The sequence below is a fragment of the Mycobacterium fragae genome (assembly GCF_002102185.1).
Lineage (GTDB): Bacteria > Actinomycetota > Actinomycetes > Mycobacteriales > Mycobacteriaceae > Mycobacterium > Mycobacterium fragae.
Map to the genome: position 1 here is coordinate 361,727 of NZ_LQOW01000024.1, position 15,017 is coordinate 376,743.

A 15,017-nucleotide genomic window follows, 5' to 3' on the forward strand; every position below is an offset into this window, starting at 1 on the left:
GATGAGCATGCCGGCTGTCGAGCAACGTCATCGCGTCGTCATCATCGGATCCGGATTCGGCGGGCTCTACGCGGCCAAGGCGTTGAAGCGAGCTGACGTCGACGTCACCCTGATCTCGAAGACCACCAACCATCTGTTCCAGCCGCTGTTGTATCAGGTGGCCACAGGCATCCTGTCCGAAGGCGAAATCGCTCCGACCACAAGGCTGATTCTGCGCAAACAGAGAAACACTCGGGTGCTGCTCGGCGAGGTCGAAGGGATCGACCTCAACGCGAAGACGGTGACATCGAAGCTGATGGACATGCACACGGTGACCCCGTATGACAGCCTCATCGTCGCCGCGGGGGCGCAGCAGTCGTATTTCGGCAACGACGAGTTCGCCACCTGGGCACCGGGAATGAAGACCATCGACGACGCGCTGGAGCTGCGCGGCCGGATCTTGGGCGCATTCGAGGCGGCGGAGGTCACCACCGACCCCGCGGAGCGGGAACGCCGGCTGACGTTTGTGGTCGTCGGTGCTGGGCCGACAGGTGTCGAGGTGGCCGGCCAGATCGTCGAGCTGGCCGAGCGCACCCTGGCCGGGGCGTTTCGGACGATCAAGCCCAGCGACTGCCGGGTGATCCTGCTCGACGCCGCGCCCGCTGTGTTACCGCCGATGGGCGAGAAGCTGGGTCTGAAAGCACAGCGCCGGCTGGAGAAGATGGACGTCGAGATCCAACTCAACGCGATGGTGACCAACGTCGACTACAAGGGCATCACCGTCAAGGACAAACACGGCGCCGAACGACGTATTGAATGCGCCTGCAAGGTGTGGGCCGCCGGTGTGCAGGCCAGCCCGCTGGGCAAGCTCATCGCCGAACAGTCCGATGGCACCGAAACCGACCGAGCGGGAAGGGTTTTGGTGGAGCCAGACCTCACCGTCAAGGGCTACCCATACGTGTTCGTCATCGGCGATCTGATGGCGGTACCCGGAGTGCCCGGGATGGCGCAGGGCGCGATCCAGGGTGCGCACTATGCAACCAAGCTTATCAAGCGCTCACTGAAGGGCCGCGACGAGCCCGCCGACCGTGACCCGTTCAAGTACTTCAACAAGGGCAGCATGTCGACGATCTCGCGATTCAGCGCCGTCGCGCAGATCGGCAAGCTCGAGTTCGGCGGCTTTATCGCCTGGCTGGCCTGGCTGGTGCTACACCTGTACTACCTCGTCGGCTTCAAGAACCGCTTCACCACGGTGATCGCTTGGTTCATCACGTTTTTGGGCCACCGCCGCGGCCAGATGGCGATCACCAGCCAGATGATCTACGCGCGGCTCGCGATGAGCCAGCTGCAAGCGCAGACGCAGGAAGCGCTGGCGGCGGCCGAACAAGCCGAACACGCCGAACAGCAGGCAACCGGGTAGGACGCTAGCCGGCCGTCGAGCCGCTCAGCGTCCGGATTGTTTGAATCTCGCTGCCCTGATAGGGCCGTCCGTCGGGTCGCAACAGGTCGTGAAACCACGGCTTCGGAATCGTCGTGTAAGGGTGATCCCATGAGTCCCACGGGAAGTAGGTCTGCGTCTTGCCCGCGACCAAACCCCAGTTGACCGCACTGACGTTGTGCCGTCTGGCAATTGGCAGGATTCCGTCAACCGTGCTGCCCATGGACCGGGCCATGTATTCGGTGCACAGGATCGGCCGACCCTGTGGGGCAAGCTCGGCGATGCGCGACTCGAAGTTCGCGGGCGCGTCGTAGCAGTGGAAGGTGATCACGTCGGAGTTGTCCAGCTGAATGGCGCTGATTGCGTTGCGGCGTGCCGGATCTGCCCACTCGCCGTCCCACACGCCGCTCGTCAGCGGTTGACGGGCATCAACCGAACGCGCCCACGCGAACACCTGGGGCAGCAGCTCCGTGACACGTTCCAGCTTGTCCGGTCTTTCGACGTCGCTGTACTGGCGCGCCGGATTGTCCGGTTCATTCCATAGATCCCAACCCAATACGCGATCGTCATTGCGGAACTGGCCCATGACGCCGGTGACATAGTCGTGCAGAGTGCGGGTGTAGCGACGGTCGTCGATGCGTTCGGCGCCGGGGCTTTGCACCCAACCGGAGTTGTGGATTCCGGGCCTCGGCGCGCGCTGCCGCCCCGCTCTTGGCAGCGGGTCCCAACACGAGTCGAACAAGACGAACAGTGGCTTGATGCGGTGGCGCGCCGCGATGCCGACGAATTGCGCAAGCCGGGCTTGGAAGCCCCGAGAATCCTGGGCCCACAGCTGATCGTGCAAAAAGACCCGCACCGTGTTGAGGCCGTGAAACCGCGCCCAACCCAGTTCCGTATCGATGCGCCGGGGGTCATAGCTGCCGGGCTGGAACATCTCGAGCTGGTTGATGGCATTCGAGGTGATGTAGTTGGCGCCGACTCGCCAACCTTGCGCTTGATACCAGCTATTGGCGCGGTCCGGTGACCACCGACTGGGCTCGCCTGAGGCACGCGGTGGTTCCGCGGCGCCACGAGGCGATTGTGCCAAAGCCGAGCCTGCTGCCAGCAGCAACGGGAGCTTCAACACCGTTCGGCGATACACCAACTGACCATAATTTGCGCAAGGTCATGTCCCCGGTATTTGCTGGGCGCGTCGCGCTGAGTTGTTACGCAGCGACCCGTTATCTCGCTGTTATCCGGGGCGCCGGCCGAACAGGCGCGCTCGCGAAACGTTCTGTGCCGCAGCTGGTTCCCTGCTTTCACCCGCGTCTCGGTGCGGCTATTCGCCGGCCAAGATGCGGTACTGCGCAGAGATCTGCTGCTTGACGTCCTTTTCCTGGTCGGAGACGGCAACGAAGGCATACCGGCCCGCCTGCGCGATGCACTTGAAGCGCCACCAAGATTGGGTGACGGTCGTTAGGTCGGTCGCGGGTCCCGGCGTCCACCCCGCGCGGTTGAAACATTCGGCTCCCGGGAAGCCAGGTACTCCGGTCGCGGTTGATTTGACGTCCAACAAGGCGTTTGTCTCGGCCGTGAATTGGTCAACCACGCGGGTTGCTGCCGCGGCATCACGGGCTTGGTAGACCGTGGTCAGCCGCTGAGACACCCAGTCGATGCCCGCGGCGGTGAACAGGGCGGCCGCTTTAACGGGGTCGTACTCGAAATGCAGCCAAGCATCCGGCTGCCACACCCCTTCGCTCCAGGGCCCACGGTCGTCCGCTGCCCAGAGGGTGCGGGCCGCCAGTTGGCCCGACGGATCTCGTGGTAGCTCAGCCATTTTCGCTGGCTCCGTGGGCACAAACTGGTCGATCATGGCTTCTTGCTTGATCAGCGCATCGACGACGGTGGTACACGCGACGTCAGTGGTCCCCGCGATGACAAATTGATAAAGGACATATGACCCGTGGGCGGTGAAGGTGCGCAGTACCCCACGACCATCGGTGGAAGCGGATGCTGCGAACTCAGGGTGGACAGGGTTCGAGGAGACCTCGGCGCACGCTTCGGGCCGCCACTCGGCATCGAGTGGTTGACGAAGGGCGGTTGGCCGAGGAAACCACGACACCGGCTCTAGTTGGGTGGATGGGCTAACCCCCGCCATGTCACGAGCCGCTGCCGCGGCCGAATCCGGGTCGGGGAACCGCATGACGGCGTTTTGCAATCTCCGAACTATGCCAGTGCCCACCCGGCCAGTGGTAAGCCCTGCGACGAAATGATGGGTCACGCCGATATCGACGAACTGTTGTACGCCAGGCCACATTGAAAGCGGATAGGCCAACGCTGCGCCCAGGTTACCGGGTGTCGCGAGCGGTGAGGTGGCGAAATGGTCCTGCTGCACCAATGTCGCGTCAACCTGCCAGGGACCTAACACATATTGAGCCATGCGCCGCGCTTCCACAACGGCGGCCGCGGTTGGATCACGACCGGCATTGCCGGGCGGCGGACCCGCCGTGGTGGGATAACTACCGGTGTCCATCAGCGCGACGATCGCATCGTTGGGGTTCGTCGGCGCCCTCACCGCCAGTCCGCCCGTAGTCTCTGTGCAGCCCGCTAGCGTCGCCACAGATACGGCGACCGCCACCGCGCTCAGCAGCCGAACCGTCATGCTTTGGAAGAGCCTCTGCTAACGCAGCGCCTGGTCGAGATCGGCGATCAGATCGTCGGTGCTTTCCAGCCCGACCGACACCCGAACCACGCCGTCGCCCAGGCCGATCGCGGCCCGTCCATCTGGTCCCATTGCCCGGTGGGTGGTGGTCGCCGGGTGGGTGACAAGGGATTTCGCGTCGCCGAGATTGTTGGAGATGTCGATCAGCCGCAGGTTGTCCAGCACCTCGAACGCGCGCTTCTTGGCCGCGCTCTCGGGGACGTCGAGTTCGAAGGTGACGACGGTACCGCCGCCGGACATCTGTCGCTTGGCGAGGTCGTACTGGGGGTGCGACGGCAGGAGCGGGTAACGCACCCACCGCACCGCCGGATGGTCCTCGAGGAACTCGGCTATCCGGTGTGCCGAAGCATTGGCGTGCTCAACGCGAATCGCCAGCGTTTCGAGGCCCTTGAGCAGTACCCATGCGTTGAACGCGCTGATCGCAGGTCCGGTGTGCCGCATCAGTTTCTGCACCGGGCCGTCGATGTACTCCTTGTCACCGAGGATCGCCCCGCCAAGCACCCGGCCCTGGCCGTCCAGGTGCTTGGTACCGGAGTAGACCACCACGTCGACGCCGAGCGGAAAGCCCTGCTGCAGCAGTGGAGTGGCAAAGACGTTGTCCAACACCACTTTTGCACCGGCAGCGTGGGCGAGCTCGGTGACCGCGGCGATGTCGACCAGCGATTGCATCGGGTTCGACGGCGTCTCGAAGAACACCGCCTGCGTCGGCACCGAGAGCGCCTTTTCCCACTGGGAGAGGTCGTCGCCGTCGACGAAGACTGTCTCAATCCCCCAGCGCGGCAAGATCTCGTCGCACACAACGAAACACGACCCGAACAGACTGCGCGCAGCAACCAGCCGATCACCGGCGCCCAACAGGGCGCCCAGCGAGGTGAACACCGCCGCCATCCCGCTCGCGGTGGCGAACGCCGCGGGGGCGCCCTCGATCAAGCGCAATCGTTCCTCGAACATCGTGATGGTCGGGTTGCCGTAGCGGGAGTACACATAGCGGTCCGTCTCGCCTGCGAACGCCTGCTCCGCGGCCGCCGCGGAGTCGTAGACATAGCCGGACGCCAAATACATGGCTTCGGCGGTCTCGTCGAACTGCGACCGCATGATGCCGCCGCGCACACCGATGGTGGCCTGACCGACGCCGTCGGGCAGCGGTGCCGGTGTGCGGATCGAAGGCTTGTCGGTCATGACTGCTTCCAGGGCAATCCGATAGCCCGCCAGCCGACCCCGCCGCGGTGGCCCTCGTCATCGAGATGTCCTTCGAAACCGTCCAGCACGTTGTAGGACGGCGCGATACCGGCCTCGGTGGCGGCCTCGGCCGCGCCGATAGAGCGGTTGCCGGATCGACACAGGAAAACCACCGGCCGGTCGTCGCGGGGCGGGACGTGGTCGATCAGTTCCGCGACGAAGTCGTCGTTGCGCGTCCCGTCGGTGCGGTTCCACTCGATGTAGACGACGTCACGCCCCAGGCTGGACAGGTCAGGCACGCCCACGAATCGCCATTCCGCGTCGGTGCGCACATCGACCAGCACCGCCTCGGGGTTCTCGCTGAGCAGCTTCCAGGCCTGCTCCGGCGTGATATCTCCTGCGTAGGCGCGTGTTTGCTCTGTGCACATGCGTGTTTTACCTGGTCCGTGGACTCGCGAGAGGCATTGCAGTACTCCCGAAAGGTCGGGCCTCCACCGCAGGAGGCGCTCTTGTCGTCACCGGTTGGTGCCGGCCGCTTCGTCATCCGAGCCACCCACGAGCGTGGGGTTGGCGTGCCATCAAGTCGGAGCTTGGCGATGGCATCTCATGAAGCAGATCCAATCTACAACAGCTGAGCTACCAGGTGCCGACCGGCCTGTCGCTCAGGAGTGCCAGACCTTTCGCAGAGCGACCGACATCTGCCGGGACCGGTCGCGTGCGGTCGCCACATCCGCCGCGGTGACCACGGCCAGCCCGCGCCGGCGCCCGCCGTCGGGCTGATGCCGGTCGAACACCAGGATGTCGCTTTCCGGCACTTCCAGCGCTTGGGCCAGCGCGCCGCCGATCGGACCGGTGTCCTCGGTCACGGTGTCGACGGCGTCGTGGCCGGAGTAGATCAGCTGCGCCGCGCCCGGCGAAATCATGATGGTGTCGGCGGCCAGACCGAGGATCGCCCGGGCCTGCAGCTCGAACTCCGATAGCCGCTGGGTACGCAGCGTCACCAGGCCCCACTCATACGGCAGGGCGCTGACGTCGTTGAAGTACACCTCGTCGCCGCGGACCATCAGTTCCACACCGAAGAGGCCACGCCCCCCGAGCGCCTTGACGATGCGCGCGGCGATCGACTTGGCGGCGTCCAGCGCGACCGGGCTCATCTCCTGCGGCTGCCAGGATTCCAGCACCTCACCGGCGGGCTCGTCGTGCCCGATCGGCGCGCAGAATTCGAGCACCGGACCCGTCGGCCCGTCCCTGCGCACGGTCAGCAGTGTGACATGCACGTCGACCTCGACGATGGTCTCGGCCATGACCCGGTTATGGGTCAGCGGGCCGCCTGCGGACAGCGCGTGCTGCCAGGCCGCTTCGACGTCTTGTGGTTGGGAGATCACCGACTGCCCTTGGCCGGCCACCCGCGCCGCCGGCTGCACGCGCAGCGGGTAACCGGCATGGTCGGCCACCGCGCGTAATTCATCGAGCGATCCGGCGAACCAGAACGGGGCGGTGGGCAGCCCCAGCTCGTCGGCGGCCAGCCGCCGCAAGCCTTCCCGATCGGCGGTGAGCCGGACGCTGCGCGCGGTGGGGAAAACCTCCGCGAAACCGCCTTCGGCCGCGGCGGTCAACGCATCGGGGGCGACCACGTCGGTTACCGCCACCACGAAATTCGGCTGTAGCCGCCCGATCACCGCGGTCAACTCGTCGCTGTCGGTCAGCTTGACCACCAGTGACTGATCGGCGACTCGATGCGCAGGCGCGTCGGCATACCGCTCGACGGCGATCACCTCAGCGCCAAGCCGCTGAAAGGCGATCGCGAGCTCGCGGCCGAATTCCCCCGAGCCCAGCAGCATTACCCGGGTGCGGTGCGAGTCACGGTCAGCGTCAGATGGTTCGTGCTTCCCGTGGGTCGGCTCGTCTCGCGTCACGCCCTCGGCCACGGGCTCACCTTCTCCCTCAGTCATAGTCGTGCTCAAGAATAGGTCCGCTGACACGACGGGCTGCTTTCGTGATGCAAGTAACATGGCAGTTATGCTTCCGCGCACTTACCAGCATCAGGTGTGCTCGATCGCCCGCAGCCTGGAACTGATCGGCGACCGGTGGACGCTGCTGATCGTTCGGGATGCCCTGCGCGGGGTGCGCCGGTTCGATGATTTCCGCGCTCGGCTAAAGGTGGCGCACAACGTGCTCAGCGATCGGCTGTCGCGGCTGACGGAGGCGGGCGTGCTCGAGCGCCGCCTCTATCAGGAACGGCCGGATCGCTACGAATACCACCTCACGCAGCAGGGCCGAGACCTGTGGCCGGTGTTGATGTCCTTGCTGCTGTGGGGTGATCGCTACCTCGCCCCAGACGGTCCACCTCTGCTGCCGCTGCACCGCAATTGCGGAGGTCGTCTCACTCCCCGTTTCACCTGCGCTGACTGCGGCGCCGGCCTGGGGCCTGCGGATGTCGAACTGACGCCCGGACCCGGCGCCTCCCGAGCCGGGTAACGCATCTCGATGGTCTATTGCATCACGCAAGTGACTATGCAATTGTAAGTTGCATCATGCAATCGACTTGGAGGTAGGCCGTGACCACCGATCAAATGCCGTCCAGCAGCACATACCTACTGGGTCATGCCGACGCCGAAGTTCGGCGGTTGCTATTGCAAGCACGGTTGTACGACGACTACACGGAACATGCACTGCGCCGGGCGGGGCTGCGACCCGGAATGCGGGTGCTGGATGTGGGCTGCGGACCCGGTGATGTGTCGTTTCTGGCCGCGCGGCTGGTGGGGCCTGCGGGCACGGTGCTCGGCGTGGACGCCGCCGCCGAGATCATCGAGCTCGCGCGCGCCCGCGCCGCTGAACGCGCTGTCTCTTCGGTCCGCTTCGAGCAGGCCGTGATCGCCGACATCGACCTGGACGAGCCCGTCGACGCGGTGATCGGGCGGTTGATCCTCATGCATGTGCCCGACCCGGTCGCAACACTGCGCCAGCTCGCCGGCCTGGTCCGGCCGGGCGGATTCATCGCGTTTTCCGAGTTCGACATGACCGCGGCGGGCAGCGTGCCTGACCTGCCGGTGTGGCGGGCGGCGAGGGACGGCATCACCGGCACCTTCACGGGCCTGGGCCTCGACCCGGCGTTCGGCGCGACACTGCCGAAGCTGTTTCGACGGGCGGGGCTGGGTTCCCCGCGGTTGACACTCGGCGCGCCGGTCGGCAGTGCCGGCGACAGCGACCCCGTCGACTTCATCGTCGAGACCTGGCGGTCGATGCTTCCCGCCGCCGAAGGACTGGGCCTGGTCCCCGATGACCTCGGTGACCTGGACACGCTCCCACAGCGACTACGGGAGGAAGTCGCCGCCGCCGAGGCTGTGGTTCGAATGCCGGCCCTGATCAGTGCTTCGACCCAGGTGTAGGACCCATGCCGATGCTGGATCGGCTCTTGCGACGGCAGGTGCGATATATCCGCCTGCCGACCGGTCGCAGCGATCTCGCTGACGCAGTCGCACATCAGGTCAGGCGCGAGACAGGTGCGCTGTTACCGCCGTTTGCAGTCCACTTGCCTGCCCCCGAAGCGCTGGCCGGATGCTGGGCCATCATGCGCGAACCGGCGGCGGGGACGACAATGTCCCGCGCGACCAAAGAGGCTGTCGCCGCGACCATCTCAACGATCAACGAGTGCCCGTACTGCGTGGACGTGCACACAACCACGCTGTATGCGCTCACGGACTCCGATACCGGGACAAAGGTCGCGACGGGCCGCGATGGCGAGGTGACTGATCCACACCTGCGCCGGATCCTGGCCTGGGCCAAGGCCACTCGATCCCCGGGATCGCCCACGCTGTCGGACCCACCGTTTCCGGCACTGGCCGCCGCCGAACTCGTCGGCACCGCGTTGGGCTACCACTACATCAACCGCATGGTCAGCATCTTCCTGCCGTCGTCGCTGCTGCCGAATGGCGCGCTTGCGCGTGGTCTCAAGCGTCTAATCGGCCCGGCCATCCGGCGGCGACTGCTCTCGTCGCCGCGCCCCGGCGCTGCATTGCAACATCTTCCCAATGTCGAAGGCGTCAATCTCGACGAGTTCTCTTGGGCAACAACCGGTTCCATTATCCATGGCGCGTTCACCCGAGCAGCGGCGATTTTCGACATGCTGGGTGCGCAGGCGCTGCCTGCTCCGGTCCGTGAACTGGTGACCGGGCACCTCGCGCAGTGGCACGGCGAGCATCCACCGCTATCTCGACAATGGGTTGATGACGCCGTCGCGGAGATCGGTGAGCCGCTGCGCCCGGCCGCGCGATTCGCGCTGTTGGCTGCCCTGGCTCCGTACCAGATCGACACCCAGATCGTCGAGGAGTTCCGGACTGCCAGCGGCTGGCACAATGCCGACGAACGGATCGTCGCCGCAGCGGCCTGGTCCTCCTTCGCCGCCGTCCGCCGGATCAACGAATGGATTTGGACCCCGGAAGCCTAGGGCTGGACGGTCAGACGTGGCGGGCCTTCCTACGGCTGGCCGGGCAACAAGCGCACCATCAGTGCGTTGGCTTCGGCCAGCAGCGTGTCGCCGTCGAGCAGTTCGCCGCGCACGAACGCCTTGCGGCCCTCGGTCGAGGTGACGTGTCCGCGGACCACCAACGGCGTTTCGATCGGGGTGATCTTGCGGTAGTCGACGTGCAGGAAGCCGGTCCGGCTGATCGGCCGACCGGCGGCGTGCACCACCATCCCGAAGACATGGTCGAACAGCAGCGGAAGCACACCGCCGTGCACGGCCGAGTTACCGCCGACGTGGAATCGGCAGAAGTGGCCCTGCATCTCCACGCCGTCGGGGTCGAATTTGGTCATCGTCCATGGCGGCAACAGCAGGCTGCCCATCCCGGGCAACTGTGGCGAGCGACCGGCCGGAGCCTGCCCTTCGGGAGCGTGAAACGGCGCCAGCAGCGCGACCAGAGCCTCGGCGCGCTCGGCGGCGTCATCCCAGACGTCGTCGCCGGGGTCGGCCGAGACCGACAGATCCAGCAGCCGGCGCATGGCCGTGACGAACCGGCCGAAGCCCGGCCCCGGGCTGGCGGCGCCGTATTCCGGAAAGCCGCCGTGATGCTCGTATTCGGGGTCGAGTTGTTCTGGGCTCTGCGCCGAATCCGTCACGGGCGGCCTTGCAGGACGTCACGGCGCACGATGGTCTGGTCCCGACCCGGGCCTACCCCGATGCACGAAACCTGTGCTCCGGCAAGCTCTTCCAACCGCAACACGTAGTCGCGCGCCTTGGCAGGCAGGTCGTCGAATTTCCGTGCCCCGGAGATGTCCTCCCACCAGCCCGGCAGCTCCTCGTAAACCGGTTCGGCGCGGGCGAGCTCGCTCTGGGTCATCGGCATCTCGTGGGTCTGCTTGCCGTCGATGGTGTAGCCGACGCATACCGGCACGGTTTCCAGGCTGGACAGCACGTCCAGTTTGGTCAGGAAGTAGTCGGTGATGCCGTTGACCCGGGTGGCGTAGCGAGCGATGACGGCGTCGAACCAGCCGCAGCGCCGACGCCGGCCCGTCGTCACACCGAACTCACCGCCGGTCTTGGACAGGTATTCGCCGTTCTCGTCGAACAATTCGGTGGGAAACGGGCCGGACCCGACCCGGGTGGTGTAGGCCTTGAGGATTCCCAGCACGGTGGTGATCCGGGTCGGACCGATGCCCGAGCCGACGGCCGCGCCGCCCGCCGTCGGATTCGACGACGTCACATAGGGATACGTGCCGTGGTCGACATCGAGCAGGGTGCCCTGCGAGCCTTCCAGTAACACCGTCTCGCCCGCCTCCAGGGCGGCGCCCAGCAGCAGCCGGGTATCGGCGATGCGGTGCCGGAACTTTTCGGCCTGGGCCAGCAGCGAATCGACCACCTGCGTTGGCTCCAGCGCCTTGCGGTTGTAGATCTTGACCAGTACCTGGTTCTTGAATTCCAGTGCGGCCTCGATCTTTTGGGTCAGCAGCGCCGGGTCGAGCACGTCGGCGACGCGGATCCCGATGCGGGCGATCTTGTCCTGGTAGCACGGCCCGATGCCGCGTCCCGTGGTGCCGATCTTCTTGTTGCCCATATAGCGTTCGGTCACCTTGTCGATGGCCACGTGGTAGGGCATCAGCAGATGCGCGTCGGCCGAGATGAGCAGCCGAGAGGTGTCGACGCCGCGGTCCTCGAGCCCTTTCAGCTCGTCGAGCAGCACACCGGGATCGACCACCACGCCGTTGCCGATCACGTTGGTGACCCCGGGTGTCAGCACGCCCGACGGGATGAGATGCAGGGCGAAGTTCTCGCCGGTGGGCAGGACGACGGTGTGCCCCGCGTTGTTGCCGCCCTGATAGCGCACCACCCATTGCACACGGCCGCCGAGCAGGTCGGTGGCCTTGCCCTTGCCCTCGTCGCCCCATTGGGCGCCGATCAGGACGATTGCCGGCATGGTTCTCCTGATTATTGTGGTCCAGCCGGTGACCCACACTATCCCAGCGATTTGCGAGGAGTGCCTTGAACACGGCCGTGCTGTTATTCGGCGATCGGCGTTTGCCCCGTTCCCTGCGGGGGCTGCCGGTCGTCGACGCCGACTCCGCGATCGGCAAGTACCGGCGGCTGATCGTGGTCGGCTCGGATGCCGACCTGGCCGCCGTGCTGACCCGGTTGTTGCGCGCGGACCGGCTCGATGTCGAGGTGGCATTTGTGTCGCGACGACTGGCGGCCCGGCGGGCGCGGCGGGGAACGGCTCGACGGGTGCCACTGATCCGCGACGAGACCGGGTCGGCCATCGTCGGAGCAGCCGAATGGCTACCGGTCGAGGGCGAGCAGCTGCTGCACGGCGAGGCCATCGTCGATGACACCGTGCTCTTCAATGGCGACGTCGACGGGGTGCGGATCGAGCCGACGGCGGCGCTGCCCGGTCTGCGAGCAAAGGTGACGCGCGGTCGCTGGGTAACCGGGCGGGCGGTCCAGCTGGGTACCACCGGTGCGGCCGTGGTCCGCGACGGAGTGCCTGCGGCCAGGAGCGTGCGCCGCTCGACGTTCTACCGGAACCCCGAGGGTTGGCTGTTCGTCCGGTGACGTGGTCACACTTTGCCGCCGCGAGGTGTCGATGTTCTGAGGTGAACGTCAAACCTGGAGGCCTACCCGAATGACTACTTCCGTTTCCCGCGCCGTCGCCTACTGGACGACGACTGCCCTGCTCGTCGCGGAATGTTTTGTGGGTGGCGTGATGGGCGTTTTGAAACTGGAGCCGTTCAGGGGCGTCACGACACATCTGGGATATCCGCTGTACTTCATGACCATCCTCGGTGTCTGCTACCTATCGGCCGGCGCGGTGGTGCTGGCGCCTCGCCTTCCCCGGCTCAAGGAGTGGGCATACGCCGGGCTGATCTTCATCTACACCGGAGCGACGGCATCCCACATCTGGGTCGGCGATGCTGCCAAGACGTTAGTAGGTCCACTGATATTCGCTGGACTCGCCGTCGCCTCCTGGGCGCTGCGCCCACAATCGCGGCGGTTGCCGGTCGGGTAGTTTCGAGCCGTGAGCATTCGCGGCGTGCACCAGTCGGTGCGACCAAGCCCGATCTTTCTGGCCATTGTTGGAGTGACGGCGTTCGGCGGCGTGCTGGCCTGGCTGGCCGGAGCCGACGTCAACGTTTCCGGCCGGGTCGGGGTGTTCATCTTCGTGATCGCCGGTTGGGTGGTGTCGCTGTGCCTGCACGAGTTCGGTCATGCCCTCACGGCGTGGCGATTCGGAGACCACGACGTCGCCGTGCGGGGCTACCTGACCCTGGATCCGCGGCGCTACAGCCATCCGATGCTGTCGCTGGGCCTGCCGCTGTTGATCATCGCGCTGGGCGGAATCGGCCTGCCCGGCGCCGCGGTCTACGTACGGACCTCGTTCATGACCGCGGCGCGGCGCACCCTGGTCAGCCTGGCCGGGCCGGCGGCCAATCTGCTGCTGGCCGTACTGCTGCTGGGGTCGACCGAGTTGTTCTTCGACCCGGCCCACCCGGTGTTGTGGGCCGGCGTGGCCTTTCTGGGCTTCCTGCAGATCACGGCGGTGCTCCTGAACCTGCTGCCGATCCCTGGACTGGACGGTTACGGCGCGCTGGAGCCACATTTGAGCCCGGAAACGCAGCGAGCCCTGGAACCGTTCAAGCAGTTCGGCTGGCTGATTCTGCTTGTGGTCCTCATCGCGCCACCGCTGAACCAATGGTTCTTCGGTCTCGTCTACTGGTTCTTCGAGCTGTCCGGTGTGCCCCCGATGCTGGCGCAGCTGGGCGGCGGGTTGACCCGTTTCTGGGGCGCCTGGTTCTGATTCCCAGCCGCCGAGATCGACGCCAGTGCCCAACAATCGCCGAAAAGCGACACTGACGTAGATCTCGGAGCGATCTTGTGACATATGCGTAATTGCGCATATATTGCAGGGTATGACCACCGTCTCCAAGATGACCGCGGCGACGGCGATCCTGACGGGGTTCTTCGCCGTGGAGCTGACCACCGCGTTGGTGATCGGTTCGATCGCGCTACTGGCCGACGCGGCCCATGTGCTGACAGACGTCGCGGCCACGTTCATGGGCGTGTGCGCCCTGGTGCTCGCTCGGCGCGGCAGCACATCAGGGGGCCGCACCTATGGCTGGCACCGCGCCGAGGTGTTCACCGCGGTGGCCAACGCCGTCCTGCTGATCGCAGTGGCGGCGATCATTCTTCGCGAAGCGATCGGGCGGCTGGGCAACGCGCCAGAGGTTCCGGGCATGCCGATGATCGTGGTGGCGCTGGCCGGGCTGGTGACCAACGCGGCGGTGGCGCTGCTGCTGCGATCGCATTCGACGCAGAGCCTGGCCGTCAAAGGGGCTTACCTGGAGGTCGTCGCCGACACCCTGGGCAGCATCGGTGTGCTCATCGCCGGTGTGGTCACGATCACCACCCACTGGCCCTACGCCGACGTGGTCGTCGCCGTCCTCGTCGCGCTGTGGGTGTTGCCGCGGGCGATGTCGCTGGCCGCCGGTGCGTTGCGCATCCTGTCGGAATCGTCGCCCAGCCACATCGATGTCGAGGAGCTGCGCTCGGCGCTGGGCGCCGTCGACACGGTGACCAACGTCCACGATCTGCACGTCTGGACGCTGGTGCCCGGCAAAGACATGGTGACCGCGCACCTGGCCAGCCGTGGCGACTCGGCTCGAGTGCTCCGGGACGCGCGCGCGGTCCTGAGCGCGCGCGGATTGGACCACGTCACCCTGCAGGTGGAACCGCCCAGCGGTATCGCCGGCTGCTCGGTCGGTTGCTAGGCAAGCCCGAGTGCCGCGCGGGCAGCCGGGTCACAGTCGTCGAGCAGGTCCAGGCATCGGGCATGCTCGTCGGCCTCGCCGATGGCGTCGGCGGCCCGGGCCAGCGCGGCCACACACCGCAAAAAGCCCCGGTTGGGCTCGTGCGAATAGGGCACCGGCCCGAATCCCTTCCACCCGTTGCGGCGCAGCCGGTCCAGGCCGCGGTGATAGCCGGTGCGGGCATAGGCATAGGCGGTGATGGCCTTGTCGTCGGCCAACGCCTCTTCCGCCAGCGTCGCCCAGGCCACCGACGCCGCGGGGTGCGCGGCCGCGACGATGGCCGGGTTTTCGTTGGCGAGCAGTTCGGCCTCGGCCTCGGTGTCCGCGGGCAGCAAGATCGGATCCGGCCCCAAAAGATCACGCATCTCCGGCATGACGCTTATTGTGCCGTGCGGCATGGGCAGTTCTGGGTTGGCCACAACA

At 66.2% G+C, this 15,017-nt stretch carries 16 protein-coding genes and 1 riboswitch; of the genes, 8 read left to right on the top strand and 8 right to left on the bottom strand.

The features are described from left to right. Position 1: 1 nt before the first annotated feature. Positions 2-1,399, top strand: coding sequence for an NAD(P)/FAD-dependent oxidoreductase (locus AWC06_RS12800; protein WP_085197852.1), 1,398 nt, complete (start codon positions 2-4; stop codon positions 1,397-1,399). A 4-nt stretch (positions 1,400-1,403) separates the two neighbouring features. On the opposite strand, the gene AWC06_RS12805 is transcribed toward AWC06_RS12800, so the two are convergent. From AWC06_RS12805 to purT, 5 genes are all read right to left on the bottom strand, one after another. Then, complete coding sequence (locus AWC06_RS12805) at positions 1,404-2,558, bottom strand: glycoside hydrolase 5 family protein (protein WP_085197854.1); 1,155 nt, start codon at positions 2,556-2,558, stop codon at positions 1,404-1,406. A 177-nt stretch (positions 2,559-2,735) separates the two neighbouring features. After that, positions 2,736-3,971 carry a DUF7373 family lipoprotein gene (locus AWC06_RS12810; RefSeq protein WP_139820034.1) on the bottom strand — a complete coding sequence of 412 codons (1,236 nt, stop codon included), beginning with the start codon at positions 3,969-3,971 and terminating at the stop codon, positions 2,736-2,738. 105 nt (positions 3,972-4,076) lie between these two features. After that, entirely contained in the window at positions 4,077-5,297 is a 1,221-nt protein-coding gene (locus AWC06_RS12815; protein WP_085197858.1) for an O-succinylhomoserine sulfhydrylase, read from the bottom strand. Further along, positions 5,294-5,725, bottom strand: a complete 432-nt coding sequence (locus tag AWC06_RS12820; protein ID WP_085197860.1) for a rhodanese-like domain-containing protein — start codon at positions 5,723-5,725, stop codon at positions 5,294-5,296. Before AWC06_RS12820 ends, AWC06_RS12815 begins: the two co-directional genes overlap by 4 nt. Before the next feature lie 72 nt (positions 5,726-5,797). After that, positions 5,798-5,909: riboswitch (SAM riboswitch) on the bottom strand. A 50-nt stretch (positions 5,910-5,959) separates the two neighbouring features. Continuing rightward, the gene (purT, locus tag AWC06_RS12825; RefSeq protein ID WP_085197862.1) at positions 5,960-7,249 is read right to left on the bottom strand and encodes a formate-dependent phosphoribosylglycinamide formyltransferase; all 1,290 of its coding nucleotides are present in this window, start codon (positions 7,247-7,249) and stop codon (positions 5,960-5,962) included. Positions 7,250-7,316: 67 nt separating this feature from the next. On the opposite strand from purT, the gene AWC06_RS12830 reads away from it, so the two are divergent. The 3 genes from AWC06_RS12830 to AWC06_RS12840 all read left to right on the top strand — a co-directional run bounded on the left by AWC06_RS12830 (position 7,317) and on the right by AWC06_RS12840 (position 9,744). Beyond that, on the top strand, positions 7,317-7,775 hold the full coding sequence (locus AWC06_RS12830) for a winged helix-turn-helix transcriptional regulator (RefSeq protein ID WP_308066237.1): 459 nt from the start codon (positions 7,317-7,319) through the stop codon (positions 7,773-7,775). An 80-nt stretch (positions 7,776-7,855) separates the two neighbouring features. After that, entirely contained in the window at positions 7,856-8,686 is an 831-nt protein-coding gene (locus tag AWC06_RS12835; RefSeq protein WP_227371106.1) for a class I SAM-dependent methyltransferase, read from the top strand. A 5-nt stretch (positions 8,687-8,691) separates the two neighbouring features. Beyond that, a complete protein-coding gene (locus tag AWC06_RS12840) occupies positions 8,692-9,744 on the top strand; it encodes a carboxymuconolactone decarboxylase family protein (RefSeq protein WP_085197866.1) in 1,053 nt (350 codons plus the stop codon). A 29-nt stretch (positions 9,745-9,773) separates the two neighbouring features. Here AWC06_RS12840 and AWC06_RS12845 read toward each other — a convergent pair whose 3' ends face one another. Together AWC06_RS12845 and AWC06_RS12850 are read right to left on the bottom strand one after the other, a co-directional pair. After that, positions 9,774-10,415, bottom strand: a complete 642-nt coding sequence (locus tag AWC06_RS12845; RefSeq protein WP_085197868.1) for a PaaI family thioesterase — start codon at positions 10,413-10,415, stop codon at positions 9,774-9,776. After that, complete coding sequence (locus AWC06_RS12850) at positions 10,412-11,710, bottom strand: adenylosuccinate synthase (RefSeq protein ID WP_085197870.1); 1,299 nt, start codon at positions 11,708-11,710, stop codon at positions 10,412-10,414. Before AWC06_RS12850 ends, AWC06_RS12845 begins: the two co-directional genes overlap by 4 nt. 65 nt (positions 11,711-11,775) lie before the next feature. Here AWC06_RS12850 and AWC06_RS12855 point away from each other — a divergent pair, with 65 nt between their 5' ends. The 4 genes from AWC06_RS12855 (at position 11,776) to AWC06_RS12870 (ending at position 14,555) form a co-directional block, all read left to right on the top strand. Further along, the gene (locus tag AWC06_RS12855) at positions 11,776-12,342 is read left to right on the top strand and encodes a peptidase M50 (RefSeq protein WP_085197872.1); all 567 of its coding nucleotides are present in this window, start codon (positions 11,776-11,778) and stop codon (positions 12,340-12,342) included. A gap of 70 nt (positions 12,343-12,412) precedes the next feature. Beyond that, a complete protein-coding gene (locus AWC06_RS12860; protein ID WP_085197874.1) occupies positions 12,413-12,796 on the top strand; it encodes a DoxX family protein in 384 nt (127 codons plus the stop codon). A 9-nt stretch (positions 12,797-12,805) separates the two neighbouring features. Continuing rightward, complete coding sequence (locus AWC06_RS12865; RefSeq protein ID WP_085197876.1) at positions 12,806-13,585, top strand: site-2 protease family protein; 780 nt, start codon at positions 12,806-12,808, stop codon at positions 13,583-13,585. A 112-nt stretch (positions 13,586-13,697) separates the two neighbouring features. Continuing rightward, the gene (locus tag AWC06_RS12870; RefSeq protein WP_085197878.1) at positions 13,698-14,555 is read left to right on the top strand and encodes a cation diffusion facilitator family transporter; all 858 of its coding nucleotides are present in this window, start codon (positions 13,698-13,700) and stop codon (positions 14,553-14,555) included. Here the strand turns inward: AWC06_RS12870 and AWC06_RS12875 are convergent. After that, on the bottom strand, positions 14,552-14,968 hold the full coding sequence (locus AWC06_RS12875; protein ID WP_085197879.1) for a DUF3151 domain-containing protein: 417 nt from the start codon (positions 14,966-14,968) through the stop codon (positions 14,552-14,554). The genes AWC06_RS12870 and AWC06_RS12875 overlap by 4 nt on opposite strands. Positions 14,969-15,017: the final 49 nt, after the last annotated feature.

What these genes read in the sequence shown, in the direction of transcription:
- AWC06_RS12800 (WP_085197852.1), top strand. Translation starts at nt 2, where the DNA reads ATGAGCATGCCGGCTGTCGAGCAACGTCATCGCGTCGTCATCATCGGA.
- AWC06_RS12815 (WP_085197858.1), bottom strand. Translation starts at nt 5,297, where the DNA reads ATGACCGACAAGCCTTCGATCCGCACACCGGCACCGCTGCCCGACGGC.
- AWC06_RS12820 (WP_085197860.1), bottom strand. Translation starts at nt 5,725, where the DNA reads ATGTGCACAGAGCAAACACGCGCCTACGCAGGAGATATCACGCCGGAG.
- purT (WP_085197862.1), bottom strand. Translation starts at nt 7,249, where the DNA reads ATGACTGAGGGAGAAGGTGAGCCCGTGGCCGAGGGCGTGACGCGAGAC.
- AWC06_RS12830 (WP_308066237.1), top strand. Translation starts at nt 7,317, where the DNA reads ATGCTTCCGCGCACTTACCAGCATCAGGTGTGCTCGATCGCCCGCAGC.
- AWC06_RS12840 (WP_085197866.1), top strand. Translation starts at nt 8,692, where the DNA reads ATGCCGATGCTGGATCGGCTCTTGCGACGGCAGGTGCGATATATCCGC.
- AWC06_RS12850 (WP_085197870.1), bottom strand. Translation starts at nt 11,710, where the DNA reads ATGCCGGCAATCGTCCTGATCGGCGCCCAATGGGGCGACGAGGGCAAG.
- AWC06_RS12860 (WP_085197874.1), top strand. Translation starts at nt 12,413, where the DNA reads ATGACTACTTCCGTTTCCCGCGCCGTCGCCTACTGGACGACGACTGCC.
- AWC06_RS12870 (WP_085197878.1), top strand. Translation starts at nt 13,698, where the DNA reads ATGACCACCGTCTCCAAGATGACCGCGGCGACGGCGATCCTGACGGGG.
- AWC06_RS12875 (WP_085197879.1), bottom strand. Translation starts at nt 14,968, where the DNA reads ATGCCGGAGATGCGTGATCTTTTGGGGCCGGATCCGATCTTGCTGCCC.